Here is a 15,183-nt window from a genome sequence, read left to right on the forward strand (position 1 = left end):
GGCCGGCAGGGAACATGGCTGACGAACTCGAGGGGATCAAGGCGGCCGACGCGGCCAGGCCGGGCGCGCATCCGGCGACGGGTCGGCCGCTGCTGCGCATTGACGGCGTGGTGAAGAATTTCGGCGCGTTCCGCGCGGTCGACGGCGTGTCGCTCGACATCGGGGCGGGCGAGTTCTTTGCGCTGCTCGGTCCCTCCGGCTGCGGCAAGACCACGCTATTGCGCATGCTGGCCGGTTTCGAGGCGCCGGACGCGGGGCGCATCCTGCTTGGCGGCAGCGACATCGCGCAGGCGCTGCCGCACGAGCGGCCCGTCAACATGATGTTCCAGAGCTACGCGCTGTTTCCGCATCTTTCGGTGCGCGACAACATCGCTTTCGGCCTGAAGCGCGCCGGCATGGCGCGCGCCGATATCGCCACGCGCGTGGCCGAGATGGTTGCGCTGGTGAAGCTGGACGGGATGGAGAAGCGCAAGCCGGACCAGCTCTCCGGCGGTCAGCGGCAGCGCGTCGCGCTGGCGCGTGCGTTGGCGCGCCGCCCGCAACTGCTGCTGCTCGACGAGCCGCTGGCGGCGCTCGACAAGAAACTGCGTGAAAGTACGCAAGGAGAGCTGATGGAGCTGCAGCGCCGGCTCGGCATGACCTTCATCATCGTCACCCACGATCAGGAGGAGGCGATGACGATGGCGACGAGAATCGGCGTGATGGACGCCGGCAAGCTCGTGCAGGTCGCATCGCCGCGCGAGCTCTATGAGGCGCCGCGCTCGCGATGGATCGCGCAGTTCGTTGGCGACATCAACCTGTTCGAGGGCGAGCTGCAATCGCGTGAAGCCCATCGCGTGACCATTGCCACCCGCGATGCCGGAACGCTCGTCGTGGCCGAGCCGCGCGCGCCGGTCGGCAAGACGACAGTGTCGGTGGCGATCCGCCCCGAGAAGGTCAAGCTTTCGCGCCGTGCGCTCGATGGTGATGCGGACCAGGGGCCTGCGATCAATCGGCTAGAAGGCACCGTCAGCGACGTCTGCTATCTTGGCGGCAGCACCGCCTACAAGGTGAAGCTCGATGCAGGTGGCACGGTGCGGTCCGCGATCGCGAATACCGCGCGCCGCGACAGCGATGCGTACAGCGTGAACCAACGCGTGGTGGTTTGGTTCACGTCAAATGATTGCGTGGTGCTGGAGCAATGAGCGCGCGCCGCATCTTTGCCAGGCCCGCGCGCTTTGCCGCGATCGCGCCTTACCTCTGGATGGCGCTGTTCTTCCTGGTGCCGTTCGGCTTCGTGCTGAAGATCAGCCTGTCGCAGACGGCGATCGCGCAGCCGCCTTACGAGCCGGTGTTCGACTTCACCGCGGGATGGGCGGCGATCAAGGCCGCGTTCGGCGCGCTGTCGATCGAGAACTTCAAGCTGCTCGTCTCCGACGACCTGTACGTGTTTGCCTATGTCAGAAGCCTCACCGTCGCGATCACGGCCACCGCGATCCTGCTCCTGATCGGCTATCCCATCGCCTATGGCATGGCGCGGCTGCCGGCGCGCTGGCAGGCGGTGGCGATGGTGCTGGTCATCGTGCCGTTCTGGACCTCGTTCCTGATCCGCATCTACGCCTGGATCAACATCCTGCAGCATGACGGCCTGCTCAACCAGATCCTGCTCGCCTTGCATCTCGTCAGCCAGCCGGTGGTGTGGCTCTCCACCGACAGCGCGATGTATCTCGGCATCGTCTATTCCTACCTGCCGTTCATGATCCTGCCGCTCTATGCGACGCTCGCCAAGATGGAGCCGGCGCTGGAGGAGGCCGCCGCCGATCTCGGCGCGCCGCCGGGGGCGGTGTTCTGGCTGGTCACCTTTCCGCTGTCGCTGCCCGGCGTCGGCGCCGGCGTGTTGCTCTGCTTCATTCCGATCGTCGGCGAGTTCGTGATCCCGGATCTGCTTGCTGGCTCCAACTCGCTGATGATTGGCCAGACGCTGTGGCTGGAATTCTTCACCAACAAGGACTGGCCAGTCGCATCCGCAGCAGCCATCATTCTGCTGATCGTGCTGCTCGCACCGCTGCTGCTCTACGAACGGGTCCAGCGGCGGCAATTGGAGGAGCGGTGAGATGGGCAAGGTCTCCCGCCTCTCCCGCTTCAACGTCGCCTCGCTCGCGCTGGGGCTGGCGTTCCTTTATCTGCCGATCCTCATCCTCGTCATCTATTCCTTCAATGCCTCGCGGCTGGTGACGGTGTGGGGCGGCTGGTCGCTGCGCTGGTATCGCGAGTTCTTCAACGACCGCGCCATGATCGAGGCGGCCTGGATGAGCCTGCGCGTCGCGGTCGCTTCGGCCAGCATGGCGACCGTGCTCGGAACGCTGGCCGCGATGGCGCTGTCGCGCGGCGAGGGATTTCGCGGCCGCACGCTGTTCTCGGGGATGCTCTATGCGCCGCTGGTGATGCCGGAGGTGATCACCGGCCTGTCGCTCTTGCTGCTGTTCGTCGCCTTGAACGCCGAGCGCGGCTTCTGGACGGTGACGATCGCGCACACCACGCTGACGATGTGCTTCGTCGCCGTCGTGGTGCAGTCGCGCCTCGGCTCGCTCGACCGCTCGCTCGAGGAGGCCGCCATGGATCTCGGCTGCGCCCCCGTCCGTGCCTTCCTTTTGGTCACGCTGCCGCTGATCGCGCCGGCGATCGTGGCCGGCTGGATGCTGGCCTTCACGCTGTCGCTCGACGATCTCGTGATCGCGAGCTTCACCACCGGCCCCGGCTCGGCGACGCTGCCGATCCGGATCTATTCCGAGGTGCGGCTCGGGGTGAAGCCCGAGATCAACGCCATCTGCACGCTGGTGATCGGCCTGATTGCCATCGTCATCGTCATTGCCTCGCTCGCCTCGAAACTGTCGAGCTCGCAGGGCGAGAGCGCGGCGCCGCTTTGAGCAGGGAGCAATCATGACCTTTGCCTATCAGATCCTGATCCACACCCCGGTCTGGGTGTTCGCGCTGCTCGCCTTTCTGGTGTGGCAGGGCATCAAGGCCATGCAGCCGCGCACGACGCCGATCTGGCGCGCTCTGATCGTGCCGGTCGTGTTCATCGTCTGGGGCGTCTCGCGGATCGGCTTCGGCCATCAGGATAGCGCGTGGCCGTTCGTTGCCTGGATCGCGGCGGCTCTGGCGCTGCTGCCGCTCGGTATCCTGACGCCGCGCCCGTTCGAGATGGATCACAAGAGCGGCGAGATCATCCGTCCCGGCAGCGCGTTTCCGCTGATCCGCAACCTCATCGTGTTCGGCCTGCAATATAGCGTGGGCGTGATCTCGGCGATCGATGCGAGCGACCGCGCGCTCGCGATCATCGTCGGCCGCGCCGTCTCGGGCGCGACCGCCGGCTATTTCATCGGCTCGACCATCGCGCTGCTGGTCGCCTATCGCAGGAAGCGCGTCGTGGAGTGATCGGCTCGACCGCGGCGCCCGTTTGAGGCTTCCCTGCCCGTAGAATGCGACCGAGTCGCGAAAAGCCGCGGTCGATGGCAGCAGGTCGATGCGAACCTATCTCGACCGAGACCGATCCTTGGGCCCGCTTGGTATCTAGGTTAACCGTTCGTATAGCTTGTCTGGTTATCGTCGCGTCGCTTGGGGAAGGGTGGGCGATGAAGCAGCTCCATATTGGCGTGGTCAGCGCAGCTCTGGCCTTATTCTGTCTCGCTGTTCGGCCGTCGGCCGGCGCGACGCAGATGGTGTCGCTACTGTACAATGGCTCGCCGCAGTCGCCGCAGCAGATTGGCTCGGACGAATTTCGCCGCAAGCTCGTCGAGATCGCGCAAGGCCGTATCATCCTCGACGAACGTGGTGGCATCACGTTGGGCAGCGAGACCGCGATCCTTGCCGCAATGCGCAGTGGTGTGGTCGATATGGCGACCCTGTCTGGCTCCGTCGTCAGTTCCGCCGTCCCTGAATTCGGCGTATTCGACGTGCCGTTCCTGTTCCGCGATGCTGCGCAAGCCAAGGCGGTCGCGGAGGGGCCGGTCGGCGCTCTATTCGCCAAGCATTTCGTCGACAAGGGATTGGTGCTGCTCGCGATCGGCAAGCAGGGCTTTCGCAACGTCACCAATTCGAAGCGGCCGATTCATTCTCCCGCAGACCTCCAAGGGCTGAAGATTCGCGTTCTGCCGAACGAGGTCTATCAGATGACCTTCAAAGCGCTGGGCGCCGAGGTCGTGCCGATGGAGTTCACGCAGGTGTACTCCGCATTGAAGGACGGCCGCATCGATGGGCAGGAGAACCCGGTCATGACGATTGCGACCAGCCATCTCGAGGAAGTGCAAAAATATGCCAGCCTGACAGGGCATTTCTTCGCGCCCATCGCCTTCGTCGCCAATCGCGATGTGTTCCAGGCCCTGAAGCCGGCCGACCAGGCCGCGATCATTGCCGCTGCCAAGGCCGGTGCGGAGGCGACCTGGCAGAGCGGCGTCGCGGAGGAGACGAAGAAGCTCGAGGAGCTGCGCAAAGCTGGCATGGAGATCATCGAAAAGGTCGATCGCCAGCCGTTCATCGATGCCGTGAAGCCCCTGGAGCCCGAATTCGAGAAGCGCTTCGGCAAGGATCTGCTCGCCCGGATCCGGGCTACGCCGTAATTCCCCGGGAAATGTTATGAAACTTTCATTGCTCCTGTCGCGCATCGGCATCCGCCCACGCATCTTCGGCGGCTTCGCACTGGTGCTGGGTTTCCTCTGCGTGTTGGCGCTGCTCGCCGTCTTGCGGCTGTCCGAGATCGGCGGCACTGTCGGAGATCTCGTCACCAGCGCTGATGGTGATGCCGGCATGGCGAGGGTGCATGCCGCGCTGCTCTCGGCGAACGTCACCGTCGAGAAATTCATCCGTACGCGCAATATCGGCGACCGCGATAGCGCCATGAAGGCGATCGACGGCTTTGGCCAGACGTTTGATCAGGTCGACCAGCAATTCGCTCGCCTGCCGGCGATTGCCGCGGGCCGAAGCGCGTTGGTGGGTGCGCTTGGCGCTTATCGAAATTCCTTCACGGCGGTAGCTGGCGCCGTCGATCGTCTGCGCAACGCGAGCACCAGGGGCGAGGCGCTCGGCGCCTCAGCAGGCCTCGACGTCAGCGCGATCAATGTGACGCTCGCCAACCAGCCCGACCGTCTGCTCCAGCCGCTGCGTCTGGCCGGCACGGTGGATGCGATGCGCGTGGCAGTGCTGCGTTTCACCATCACCCAGGCTCAGGTCGACGCCGATGATGCTTCGCTGACGATCGGCTATGCACTGACCGCGGTTGCCGATAGCGAGGCAGAAATCGCCGATATCGAGGCGCCACGACTGAAGAGCCTGATCGCAGCTCTGAAGAAGGCTCTTGCCGATCAATCGGCGACACTGACCGAGCTTTCTGCCGCGATAGGCGAGCTGCGCAAGGCGCAAGCCGATCTCGTCAAATCCAGCAGCACGATCGACGCCAAGACAGCCGAGATCAACCGGGCCCTCGGCGCTACGCGCACCGAGCAGAGCCGGCTGACGGCAGAGTCGGTCGATCATACGCGCAATCTCGTGTTCACGGTCGCCGCGTCCGCGCTCGTCTTGGGTGCACTGCTGGCCTGGCTGATCGGACGCAGCGTGTCGCGTCCAATCGGCCAGATGACCTTGCGCATGCAGAGCCTTGCAGCGGGCGAGCTCGATGAGGCGATCCCGGGTGGCGGGCGCGGCGACGAGATTGGTCATATGGCTGGAGCGGTCGAAGTGTTCCGCCAGAATGCGCAGACCGTCCGGCGCATGGAGCAGGAGGCCGCAGCGCAGCGTGCCGCAGCCGAGACAGAACGTGCGTCGATGATGGCTCAGCTTGCCGATCGCTTCGATAGCGGCATGGAGGGCGTCATTGGCGGCGTCTCAAGCCGCGCCGAGGAGATGGGACAGAGCGCCGAAAGTCTCGCCCGCGTCGCCGAGCGCGGTCGCTCGCTCGCCGAGCAGGTCGCCGCGACGTCGGCCCAAGCTTCCTCGAATGTGCAGACCGTTGCGGCCGCAACGCATCAACTTGCCGCCTCGATCAAGGAGATCTCGAGCCAGGTCGCACGCTCCGTATCGGTGTCGGACCAGGCCAAGGTTGAGGCGTCCCGTACCGAGGCGCTGATGCGCGCGCTGTCGGATTCCGCCGAGCGGATTGGTACGGTGGTCCAACTCATCCAGGCGATCGCGAGCCAGACCAATCTCCTGGCCCTCAATGCCACGATTGAGTCGGCGCGAGCCGGTGATGCAGGCAAGGGCTTTGCCGTGGTCGCAAACGAAGTGAAGAGCCTTGCAACTCAGACCGCGCGCGCCACCGGGGAGATCGCAGGGCTCGTCGCGGAGATCCAGGGCTCGACCGGACAGTCCGTCGCCGCGATCGGCCAGATCGGCAAAACCATCGCTGAGATGACGGAGATCGCGACTACGATTGCCTCCGCCGTCGAGGAGCAGGGTGCGGCAACCAGCGAGATCGCCCGCAATGTCGAGCAGGCCGCAAACGGCACGGCGGCCGTGACCGACCAGGTCGGCGCAGTCCGCACCGTGGCTGGAGAGACCGACGCCGGCGCCGAAGCTGCACTCACGGCGGCTTCGGCATTGCAAGATCAAGCACGGGCGCTCAAGAAAGACGTCGCAGAATTCTTACAGACTGTGCGCAAGGCGGGGTGAGGGCATCTGCGCGGCGCCGTCCTTCTTCGGCGTATCGTGGCGACCTGGCTGGCCGCGCCATCTCGGGCGCGACCGCGGGTCATTTCATCGGCACGACCATCGCGCTGCTGGTCGCCTATCGCAGGAAGCGCACTGCTGATAGTTAGGACTTCACCGCACCCGCGGTGAGGCCGCCCACCATGTAGCGGCGGAAGGCGTAGTAGATCGCGGCCGGCGGCAGCGCGTAGATGAAGCCGGTCGTCATCAACAGCTCCCACGGCGAGTCGTCGGCGGCGAGGAAGTTGCCGAGCGCGACGGGGAGGGTGATCTCGCGGTCGTTCGACAGCAGCAGGAACGCGTAGAGATATTCGTTCCAGGCCAGCAGCACCGCATAGGTGCCGATCGCGACCAGCGAGGGCATCATCAGGGGCAGATAGACCAGGCGGAAGATCTGCAGCGTGGTGGCGCCGTCCATCACCGCGGCTTCATCGAGCTCGACCGGCAGCTTGTCGGAGGCCTGCTTCAACACCCAGATCGCGTAGGGCGAGGCGATCGTCACCATCGCAAGGATCAGCGACCAGTGATTGTTGAGGAGGCCGTAATTGCCCATGGTCCGGTACATCGGCACGGCGAGGAACGCCGCCGGAATGAAATAAGTGAAGAGCGCGAGATTCATCACCACGCGCCCGCCGGGCACGCGCAGCCGCGAGATCGAGAACGCCGCCGCGGTCGCGATGAACAGCGTCAGCGCGCCGACGGACGCCGCGATCACCACGGAATTCCAGAACTGGACGTAGAAGTCGCGCAGGAAATAGTGCTGCTGGTTGAACACGATCGAGAAGTTGTGCAGCGTCGGATGGTCCGGCCACAGTTTTCCGGAGAACGCGTCTTCCTTCGGGGAGATCGCGAACAGGAACATGTGATAGATCGGCACCATCGTCCAGATGAATACCGGGATTCCGATCAGCAGCAACTTCGCTTCGGTCGCGACTTCGCGCAGGGTGGGGAGCTTCATCGCGACAACCGTTTCATCATGAAATACACGAGCGGCAGGACGAACGGCATCGCGCAGACGATGGAGGCCATCGCGAGCGAGAGCTGGTCGAGCCGGAGATAGCGGATGCCGAGCGTCGACAGCACATGCGTGAGGTCGGCCGGGCCGCCGCCGGTCAGGAGGTAGACGCTGTTGAAGTCGCCGAGCGTCCAGATCATCGAGAGCAGCGTGCAGGTCACGTAGAGCGTCTGCATCGACGGCCAGGTGATGTAGCGGAATTTCTGCCACCAGCTCGCGCCGTCGACCTCGGCGGCCTCGAACAGATCGTGCGAGATCGCAAGGCGTCCGGTGATCAGGATCAGCGTCCAGAATGGCAGCGATTTCCAGATGTGCACGCCGATCGCCATGGTCAGCGCGACAGTCGGATCGTTCAGCCAGTTCGGGCCGTCATCGCCGGTGAGGCTGAAGATGAAGTGGTTGACCATGCCCCATTCGGGATTGAGCATGAAGCGCACCGACAGGATGGTCGGGATCGACGGCACCGCCCAGGGCAGGATGAAGATCACCGAAAGCCATTTGATCCAGGTGCGCTGCTGCGCGAAGAAGCCGGACAGGAACAGCGCGATCAGCATCTTGATGTTGATGCCGATGACCAGGAAGATCAGGGTGTTGACCGCGGCGCGCGCGAAGATCGGGTCGTTGTAGAGGGCGACATAGCTCTCGGGATGGCGCGCCAGCCACAAGCCGTAACAGACGGGGTAGACGACGAAGGCCAGGAAGACCAGGAAATAGGGTGCAAGCAACACGATGCCCCAGACCTGCGCCGGGGTCAGCCGCGCCGACAGGGGCGGCGATGCTACCGCTTGATCGCCAGAGAGCGTGATCGCCATTCTTTTCGAACTCTCTTTTCGAACTCTTCAAACGAGCTGCCGGCCGCAAAATGCGGCCGGTGTTGTTTTACACCTCTCCCCGCAAAGCGGGGAGAGGCAGGATGACTTAACCCACGACCTGCTTGATGCGGGCGATGAGCTCGTCGACGGCCTTGTCGACCGGGACCTTCTCGCTCACCACCCGGTTCATCGCCTTGGCCCAGACGTTCTCGTTGTTCAGGATGGTGAACTTCCAGTTCTTGGTGAAGTCGAACGGCGCGGTGCCGCCGGTGAACTGGTTGTAGACCGCCTTGCGATGCCGGTCAGCCTGCCAGAACGGGCTCGCCTGGCTTTCCTTCGTCACCGGGAACCAGCGGCCGAGCGCGCCCTCGATGTAAGGACGGACGTTCTCTTCCTGGAGCAGGAAGCTGATGAACTGCTTGGCCTCGGCCTTGTTCTTGGCCGCGGTGAAGATCAGCCCGGTCTTGACGTCGGAACGGTAGCGGATGGTCGAACCATCGGGCGCCTTCGGGAAGGACGCGGTGATGATATCCTGCTCATAGGCCTTCTTGCCGGCTTCGCGCTGCTCCGGCGTCAGGTTCTGGTTGGTGGAGTCCTCGAACCACTTCGCCGCGATCGAGATCGTGAAGTTGTGGGTCATCACGATGGTCTTGTTGTGGAAGGCGACGTTGTTGTCCGGATCCTTCCAGGTCGTTGAGGAGGGCGGCGTGCAGCCCTTGATGTAGGTGTCGGTGTAGTCCTTCATCGCCTTGATCAGACCGTCGCGGACCTTGGGGTCGTCGACCAGGAGCTTGCCGTCGTCGTCGACGAGCTTGACGTGGTAGGCGTCCATGAAGGTGTAGAACGACTGGAAGCTATCGGTGGATTCCACGCCCATCGGCTGGCCCACGGCATAGATGCGCTGGCCGGTCGCCTTGCGGATCGCCGGCTGCACCTTGTCGCACCAGAACGACCAGTAGCCTACCCAGTCGTTCGGGATGTCGCTCTGCTTGAAGCCGGCCTTCTCCAGCATGTCGCCCCAGATCTGGACGTGCATGCTCTGCTGCTTCAGCGGGAAGCCGTAATAAGACCTCTTTTTAGCGACGTCGTTGTAGAGCTTCGAGGCCTCCAGCGTGTTCGGCACGAACCTGTCCTGGATTGGCTCCATGACGTCGGACAGGTCCTCGAGCTTGCCCTCATAGGCCCATTTGCCCTGTGCCTGCACGTTGTAGGTTTCGGCAAAGGCGACGTCGGGCACGGTGCCGGCATCGAGCGCGGCCACCGTCTTCGGAATCATGTCCTGGATCGCGTATTGCGACAATTCGACCTTGATTCCGGTCTTGGCTTCGAACTTCTTGGCAACGTCGATCAGCGCGTCGTCTTCGGCCCTGTAGAAGCCCTTGGCCCACCAAACCGTAATGGTCTTCTGCTGGGCAAACGCGGGTGCAGTGGCGGCGAACAGCCCGACCGCAGCTACCGCGAGTGAAAATGCGCCAATAACCTTAGATTTCACGTTTTTCTCCCTCAAGTCGCCGGTGTTTTAACCGGTCGGGAAAAACACTAGCGCATGGGCGGGAGCCGATCTAGCGGCATCTTGTCAGACCTAGGTCGAGGGGGATTTGGTCGCGAACAGTCTTAACGTCGCGCCATCGATCCAATCGACGCATCAATTCACGGCAATCAATTCGCGCTGCGTTGGTTGCGCGCCGCTAGTCTTGCTGCGTCACAAGACCCTGATGGTGGGGAGCCGGAGCGCGTCTCCGGACGATGCTCCGCATCGCCGGGCGAACCATGATGGCCCGGATCTCACGCGCGGCCATCCTTCGAGACGCGCGTTGCGCGCTCCTCAGGATGAGGAAAGGAATGCTTGTGACGTAGTAGCGCTAGTTGGATTTCGCGCCGTCCTTGACGCTTTCCTTCGCGTTCTCCGCGGTCGGTGCCGCCGCGGCATCGGGGGCGGCGGGCTTGGCGCCGGTGAAGCGCTCGAGCACCGAGCGCACGGCGTCGCGCGTCTTGGGATTGCGCACGGATTCGAGCAACGGCGCGGACGCCGGCGAGCGGCGGATCAGGCTTTCCGGATCGGGGAAGATCAGCGGATCGTCCCAGGGCCCCTGCACGACGAAGGGCAGCTCGAAGCCGGACGCGCCGTTCAGGCTCGCCACGCCCTTCATGTCGTATTCGCGCGTCGGCACCGAGGCGGTGCCGGTCAGCGTGATCTTCGCCGTCGGTCCCTCGATGTGGATGTCGTCGGCGGTGGCGATGCCGTCGGCGAATTTCACCGACAACGTCATGTTGTTGTAGGGCGTCGAGCCGCTGCGGAAATTGCCGCCGCCCGACAGCGGCCGCCGCTCCAGCCGCTTCAGCAGCTGCTCGGCATTGAAGCCGGAGATCGCGCCGTCGTGCCCGGTCACCGAGGCAGTACCGTCGAGCGATTGCACGAGGCCGAACGGGCTCGAGCCGGAAGCGACCAGGGACACGTTGATGTTGCCGCGGCCGGACAGCTTGTTGATGCCGAACAGCTCGGAGGTGCAGGCCTGCAGATCGACGTCGGTGAACTGGAATTGCGCCTTGACGTCGGCGACCGTGTCGGAGCGCGCGATCCCGAACGAGCCCCTGGCGATGCCGCCATAGACCTGCGCCTCGCCAACCGAGAGCGCCAGCGTGCCGTTGCGCAAATTCGCGCCGATCGCGGTGCGGCCGAGTTTCGACGGTCCGACCGTCAGCCGCGCCGCCGACAGGCGCATGTCGAGATCTGTGGTCGACAGGCCGTTGAGGTCGAACAGCTGCCTGTTCCAGTCGCGCGCGCCGCTTGCCAGCAGGCGGAAGGTGGAGATGTAGGGCGTGAAGTCGAGCGCGTCGGCTGCGAGCGTTGCCTGGAGCGTCTGCCGGCCGTTGTTGGCGTAGGTCATGACGCCCTCGGCGACGTTGCCGTCGAGCTCGACATTGACGTTGGTGAGCGCGATCGAGGCGCCCACCACGTTGGCGCGCGCCTTGAGCGCGAAGCGGCCGAAGCCGCCGCTGCCCGGCTGCGGCTGGCCGGTCCAGCGTAGCGCGTTGCGCAGGGACGGACTGTCGATGGTGAGCGTGCCTTCCATCATCGCGCTGGTGCGGTTGGCGACGCTGCCGTCGAAGGCGAGCTTGAGCGGCGGGCTGGTGATCCGCGCCTTCAGGCCCGAGCGGTCGCCGGAGAGCGCTGCGACGAAATCGGAGAAGCTGATCGAGCCGTCGACGCGCTCGCCGCGCCAGTCGAACTGCCCGGTCGCGGCAAAGGAGCGCGAGATCGAGGGCCAGGCCAGCGAAAGGTCGATGTCCTCGAGCTTTTCGGTGCTGTGGCCGGCGACGTCCTCGTAGTCGAGCACGCCGTCCTGGACCCGGATCTCGGAGAACGACACCTGATTGTCGGCGCCCGGCGTCATGGTGCGCGCGATGGTCTGGATGAAGGGGGTCCAGTTGCTGTCGCCATTGGCCTCGAGGCTGACGTGGATCTGCGGCCGCAGCAGCATCAGGTCGGCGATCTCGAAGCGCTGGAGGAGGAGCGGCAGCAGGCGCAAATTCGCGGTGAGCACGTCGACATGCAGAGCCGGATCGCTGTGCCCGCCGGGGCCCTTCAGGCTGACGTCATGGAAGGAGACGTAGCTCGCCGGCAGCACTGAGATGTCGATGGCGCCAGCGACATTGAGCTCGAGCCCGGTGACGGCGCGGATCTGGCCCTCCACCGCCTTGCGCAGCGCGTCGCGGTTGATAAGCCAGGAGGTCGCGACCAGGGCGATCAGCACGATGCCGAGCAGCGCCGCAATCGGCGTCCCCAGGCGCTTCATTCCTTGGGCCATCGTCAATGGCATGTCCTGATCGGGTCGTGTTGTCGGGTGCTCAACTGGCCGAGTCGGGAGCCCAACACGCTCCGCGCGCAAGTCCTTAACGTCAAGTCCCGTAACTTGATGGGTTTTCTTGTCGCTTTCAAGGCCGCGGAGGCGGTTATGCCCACGGCGTGGGCAGCCTCTACCACCGCAGCCGGGCGCGTAAAACCCCGTATCATTGACGGCTCAAGATCATTTCGCCTAATAATCCCGGCCAACAACGGGCTTAACGCCTCACACCCAAGGTTTCCCGGCATGAACAAGGTCTATCCCGACGCCAAGTCGGCTCTCGATGGCATTCTCAAGGACGACATGATGATCATGTCGGGCGGTTTCGGCCTCTGCGGTATCGCCGAGGCGCTCTCGGACGCGATCCGCGACTCCGGCGTCAAGGGCCTGACGGTGGTCTCCAACAATGCCGGCGTCGACGGCATCGGGCTCAGCCGCCTGCTGGAAACCCGGCAGATCAAGAAGATGATCTCGTCCTATGTCGGCGAGAACAAGCTGTTCGCCCAGCAGTACCTCGCGGGCGAGCTGGAACTCGAATTCAACCCGCAAGGCACGCTGGCCGAGCGCATCCGCGCCGGCGGTGCGGGCATCCCGGCCTTCTACACCAAGACCGGCGTCGGCACGCTGATCGCCGAGGGCAAGGAAGTGAAGGAGTTCGACGGCCAGAAGTACCTGATGGAGCGCGGCCTGTTCGCCGACCTCGCCATCGTCCACGCCTGGAAAGGCGACACTGCCGGCAACCTCATCTACCGCAAGACCGCGCGCAACTTTAACCCGATGATGGCGACCGCCGCGAAGATCACGGTGGCCGAGGTCGAGCATCTGGTTCCGGCCGGTGAACTCAATCCCGACCACATCCATACGCCTGGTCTTTTCGTGAAGCGCATCGTCGAGGTCGGCACGGCCAAGAAGCGCATCGAATTCCGCAACACCCGCCCGCGCCCGGCAGCTTGAGCGCATGATCCGGAAAAGTGGAGACCGGTTTTCCGGCAAGATCACGCGCAACTAAGGACTACAGGAGAATAAGATGGCCTGGACCCGTGAACAGATGGCCGCGCGCGCCGCGAAGGAATTGCGTGACGGCTACTACGTCAACCTCGGCATCGGCATCCCGACGCTGGTGTCGAACTACATCCCCGACGGCATGGACGTCAGCCTGCAGAGCGAGAACGGCATGCTCGGCATGGGACCTTTCCCGTATGAGGGCGAGGAAGACGCCGACCTCATCAACGCCGGCAAGCAGACCGTTAGCGAGCTGCCGTCGACCAGCTATTTCTCGAGCGCGGATTCCTTCGGCATGATCCGCGGCGGCCACATGGACCTGTCGATCCTCGGCGCCATGCAGGTGGCCCAGAACGGCGACCTCGCCAACTGGATGATCCCCGGCAAGATGGTCAAGGGCATGGGCGGCGCAATGGACCTCGTCGCCGGCGTCAAGCGTGTCGTGGTGGTGATGGAGCATTCCGCCAAGGACGGCGCGAAGCTCCTGAAGAGCTGCACCCTGCCGCTGACCGGCGAGCGCGTCGTCGACATGGTCGTCACTGATCTCGCTGTCTTCACCATCGACAAGCACGGCGACGGCGGCATGGCCCTGATCGAGCTCGCAGACGGCGTCACGCTCGACGAGGTCAAGTCCAAGACCGAAGCCGAGTTTCGTGTCGCGCTGAAGAACACGTAAGCTGCGAATTTGATCGTTGCCGATGTGGCCGGGCTCGTCCCGGCCATTTTCGTTTGCGGGGTAGTTCCCTCGACGGCGCGTTGTTGACGCCGCGCGCCTTCCGCATTTGACGCTGTCATGCCCCGCGAAGGCGGGGCATCCAGTACGCCGCGGCCTATCGATTCTAGCATGACCGTCTCGGAGTACTGGATCGCCCGATCAAGTCGGGCGATGACACCGAGGGTGGGGCACGCATGCGCTTGCAACAACGGAGTGCCGCTACGACCTCACGGCCCAAACCCTGCCCCACCGCGCCGACACGCTCGCCACCCACGACGTCTCCTCGCGAACCAGGCGGAAGCCGAGATTGGCGGGCGGGACGCCTTGGGCGCAGCCGCCGGCGCGGGCGTCGCGGATGAAGTCGGTGACGTAGGCACGGTGGGCGCCCTCGGCGACGCGTACGCCGCAATTGATGGTCTGACGGCCCGCATTGCCGTTCTCGTCCACCCGGTCGCGCACGAAGCAGGTCGAGGTCCATTCCCAGACATTGCCGGCGAAATCCAAGATCCCATGCTCGTTCGGGCCGAACTTGCCGAACGGATAGGTTGCGGCGTCCGACCGGTCGCGTTCGGATTCGCGCTCGTAGCGGCTGATCCATCGTTTTGAGGGATCGGCGGCGTCGACCGGGGAGCTGTCATCCCTGAACTTGCTGCCGGCAGCGAATGCCCATTCCTCATCGCTCGGCAGGCGCCAGCTCTTGCCGGTCTTGCGCGACAGCCAGCCGGCATAGGCCTGCGCATCGTGCCAGCTCACCTGCACCGCGGGGCGATCGGGTGCGACCACGACGTCGCGGTCGAGCGCGCGGCACGCGCCGTCGTGCACGCAGAGCTGATAATCGGCGGAGGACACCTGCTGCTGCATGATCGCAAGCGGCTTTGCAAAGCGTAACTTGCGCAGCGGCGCTTCCGCCTGTTGGCCCGCACGGGTGAAATCGCCTGCGGCACGATAGGCGAAACTGCCGGCGGCGATCTCGACGATCGCCGGCTCGCTTGCCGCGCCGCGCGTTGTGACATCGGTCATCAAAGGCGCAACGGCAAGCGGCGTTGCAAATCCGGCGACGCAGGCGAGCGCCAGCTTGAGCTTGAATGCGATCAGCATGGGAGTCCCCCGAAAGAA

At 64.4% G+C, this 15,183-nt stretch carries 13 protein-coding genes; 8 read left to right on the forward strand and 5 right to left on the reverse strand.

Features of this window, described 5'->3' with window-relative positions; translation table 11 throughout:
- Positions 1-14: 14 nt before the first annotated feature.
- From YUU_RS0126945 to YUU_RS0126970, 6 genes are all read left to right on the forward strand, one after another.
- Complete coding sequence (locus YUU_RS0126945) at positions 15-1,184, forward strand: ABC transporter ATP-binding protein (RefSeq protein WP_027525183.1); 1,170 nt, start codon at positions 15-17, stop codon at positions 1,182-1,184.
- The gene (locus YUU_RS0126950) at positions 1,181-2,092 is read left to right on the forward strand and encodes an ABC transporter permease (protein ID WP_027525184.1); all 912 of its coding nucleotides are present in this window, start codon (positions 1,181-1,183) and stop codon (positions 2,090-2,092) included. The genes YUU_RS0126945 and YUU_RS0126950 overlap by 4 nt, the downstream gene beginning before the upstream one ends.
- Before the next feature lies 1 nt (position 2,093).
- A complete protein-coding gene (locus tag YUU_RS0126955; RefSeq protein ID WP_027525185.1) occupies positions 2,094-2,906 on the forward strand; it encodes an ABC transporter permease in 813 nt (270 codons plus the stop codon).
- Positions 2,907-2,919: 13 nt separating this feature from the next.
- Positions 2,920-3,417, forward strand: a complete 498-nt coding sequence (locus YUU_RS0126960; RefSeq protein ID WP_027525186.1) for a DUF6622 family protein — start codon at positions 2,920-2,922, stop codon at positions 3,415-3,417.
- Positions 3,418-3,614: 197 nt separating this feature from the next.
- On the forward strand, positions 3,615-4,598 hold the full coding sequence (locus tag YUU_RS0126965; RefSeq protein WP_027525187.1) for a TRAP transporter substrate-binding protein: 984 nt from the start codon (positions 3,615-3,617) through the stop codon (positions 4,596-4,598).
- Between the two features lie 16 nt (positions 4,599-4,614).
- Entirely contained in the window at positions 4,615-6,642 is a 2,028-nt protein-coding gene (locus YUU_RS0126970; RefSeq protein WP_027525188.1) for a methyl-accepting chemotaxis protein, read from the forward strand.
- Positions 6,643-6,784: 142 nt separating this feature from the next.
- Here the strand turns inward: YUU_RS0126970 and YUU_RS0126980 are convergent, their stop codons facing one another.
- The 4 genes from YUU_RS0126980 to YUU_RS0126995 form a co-directional block, all read right to left on the reverse strand.
- Positions 6,785-7,636, reverse strand: a complete 852-nt coding sequence (locus tag YUU_RS0126980) for a carbohydrate ABC transporter permease (protein ID WP_027525189.1) — start codon at positions 7,634-7,636, stop codon at positions 6,785-6,787.
- Positions 7,633-8,505, reverse strand: coding sequence for a carbohydrate ABC transporter permease (locus YUU_RS0126985; RefSeq protein ID WP_027525190.1), 873 nt, complete (start codon positions 8,503-8,505; stop codon positions 7,633-7,635). Before YUU_RS0126985 ends, YUU_RS0126980 begins: the two co-directional genes overlap by 4 nt.
- 106 nt (positions 8,506-8,611) lie before the next feature.
- Positions 8,612-9,997 (reverse strand): ABC transporter substrate-binding protein, encoded by a 1,386-nt coding sequence (locus YUU_RS0126990; RefSeq protein ID WP_027525191.1) that lies wholly within the window; start codon positions 9,995-9,997, stop codon positions 8,612-8,614.
- A 370-nt stretch (positions 9,998-10,367) separates the two neighbouring features.
- A complete protein-coding gene (locus tag YUU_RS0126995; RefSeq protein ID WP_027525192.1) occupies positions 10,368-12,314 on the reverse strand; it encodes an AsmA family protein in 1,947 nt (648 codons plus the stop codon).
- A 282-nt stretch (positions 12,315-12,596) separates the two neighbouring features.
- On the opposite strand from YUU_RS0126995, the gene YUU_RS0127000 reads away from it, so the two are divergent.
- Together YUU_RS0127000 and YUU_RS0127005 are read left to right on the forward strand one after the other, a co-directional pair.
- Positions 12,597-13,304: a CoA transferase subunit A gene (locus YUU_RS0127000; RefSeq protein ID WP_027525193.1), complete on the forward strand. Its 708-nt coding sequence runs from the start codon at positions 12,597-12,599 to the stop codon at positions 13,302-13,304.
- A 73-nt stretch (positions 13,305-13,377) separates the two neighbouring features.
- Positions 13,378-14,028 (forward strand): CoA transferase subunit B, encoded by a 651-nt coding sequence (locus tag YUU_RS0127005; RefSeq protein WP_027525194.1) that lies wholly within the window; start codon positions 13,378-13,380, stop codon positions 14,026-14,028.
- A gap of 258 nt (positions 14,029-14,286) precedes the next feature.
- On the opposite strand, the gene YUU_RS0127010 is transcribed toward YUU_RS0127005, so the two are convergent.
- Complete coding sequence (locus YUU_RS0127010; protein ID WP_027525195.1) at positions 14,287-15,165, reverse strand: SUMF1/EgtB/PvdO family nonheme iron enzyme; 879 nt, start codon at positions 15,163-15,165, stop codon at positions 14,287-14,289.
- Positions 15,166-15,183: the final 18 nt, after the last annotated feature.

The organism is Bradyrhizobium sp. Ec3.3 (assembly GCF_000472925.1).
Classification (GTDB): domain Bacteria; phylum Pseudomonadota; class Alphaproteobacteria; order Rhizobiales; family Xanthobacteraceae; genus Bradyrhizobium.

Coding starts and splice junctions, on each gene's coding strand:
- YUU_RS0126945 (WP_027525183.1), top strand. CDS start 15: ATGGCTGACGAACTCGAGGGGATCAAGGCGGCCGACGCGGCCAGGCCG.
- YUU_RS0126950 (WP_027525184.1), top strand. CDS start 1,181: ATGAGCGCGCGCCGCATCTTTGCCAGGCCCGCGCGCTTTGCCGCGATC.
- YUU_RS0126955 (WP_027525185.1), top strand. CDS start 2,094: ATGGGCAAGGTCTCCCGCCTCTCCCGCTTCAACGTCGCCTCGCTCGCG.
- YUU_RS0126960 (WP_027525186.1), top strand. CDS start 2,920: ATGACCTTTGCCTATCAGATCCTGATCCACACCCCGGTCTGGGTGTTC.
- YUU_RS0126965 (WP_027525187.1), top strand. CDS start 3,615: ATGAAGCAGCTCCATATTGGCGTGGTCAGCGCAGCTCTGGCCTTATTC.
- YUU_RS0126970 (WP_027525188.1), top strand. CDS start 4,615: ATGAAACTTTCATTGCTCCTGTCGCGCATCGGCATCCGCCCACGCATC.
- YUU_RS0126980 (WP_027525189.1), bottom strand. CDS start 7,636: ATGAAGCTCCCCACCCTGCGCGAAGTCGCGACCGAAGCGAAGTTGCTG.
- YUU_RS0126985 (WP_027525190.1), bottom strand. CDS start 8,505: ATGGCGATCACGCTCTCTGGCGATCAAGCGGTAGCATCGCCGCCCCTG.
- YUU_RS0126995 (WP_027525192.1), bottom strand. CDS start 12,314: ATGGCCCAAGGAATGAAGCGCCTGGGGACGCCGATTGCGGCGCTGCTC.
- YUU_RS0127000 (WP_027525193.1), top strand. CDS start 12,597: ATGAACAAGGTCTATCCCGACGCCAAGTCGGCTCTCGATGGCATTCTC.
- YUU_RS0127005 (WP_027525194.1), top strand. CDS start 13,378: ATGGCCTGGACCCGTGAACAGATGGCCGCGCGCGCCGCGAAGGAATTG.
- YUU_RS0127010 (WP_027525195.1), bottom strand. CDS start 15,165: ATGCTGATCGCATTCAAGCTCAAGCTGGCGCTCGCCTGCGTCGCCGGA.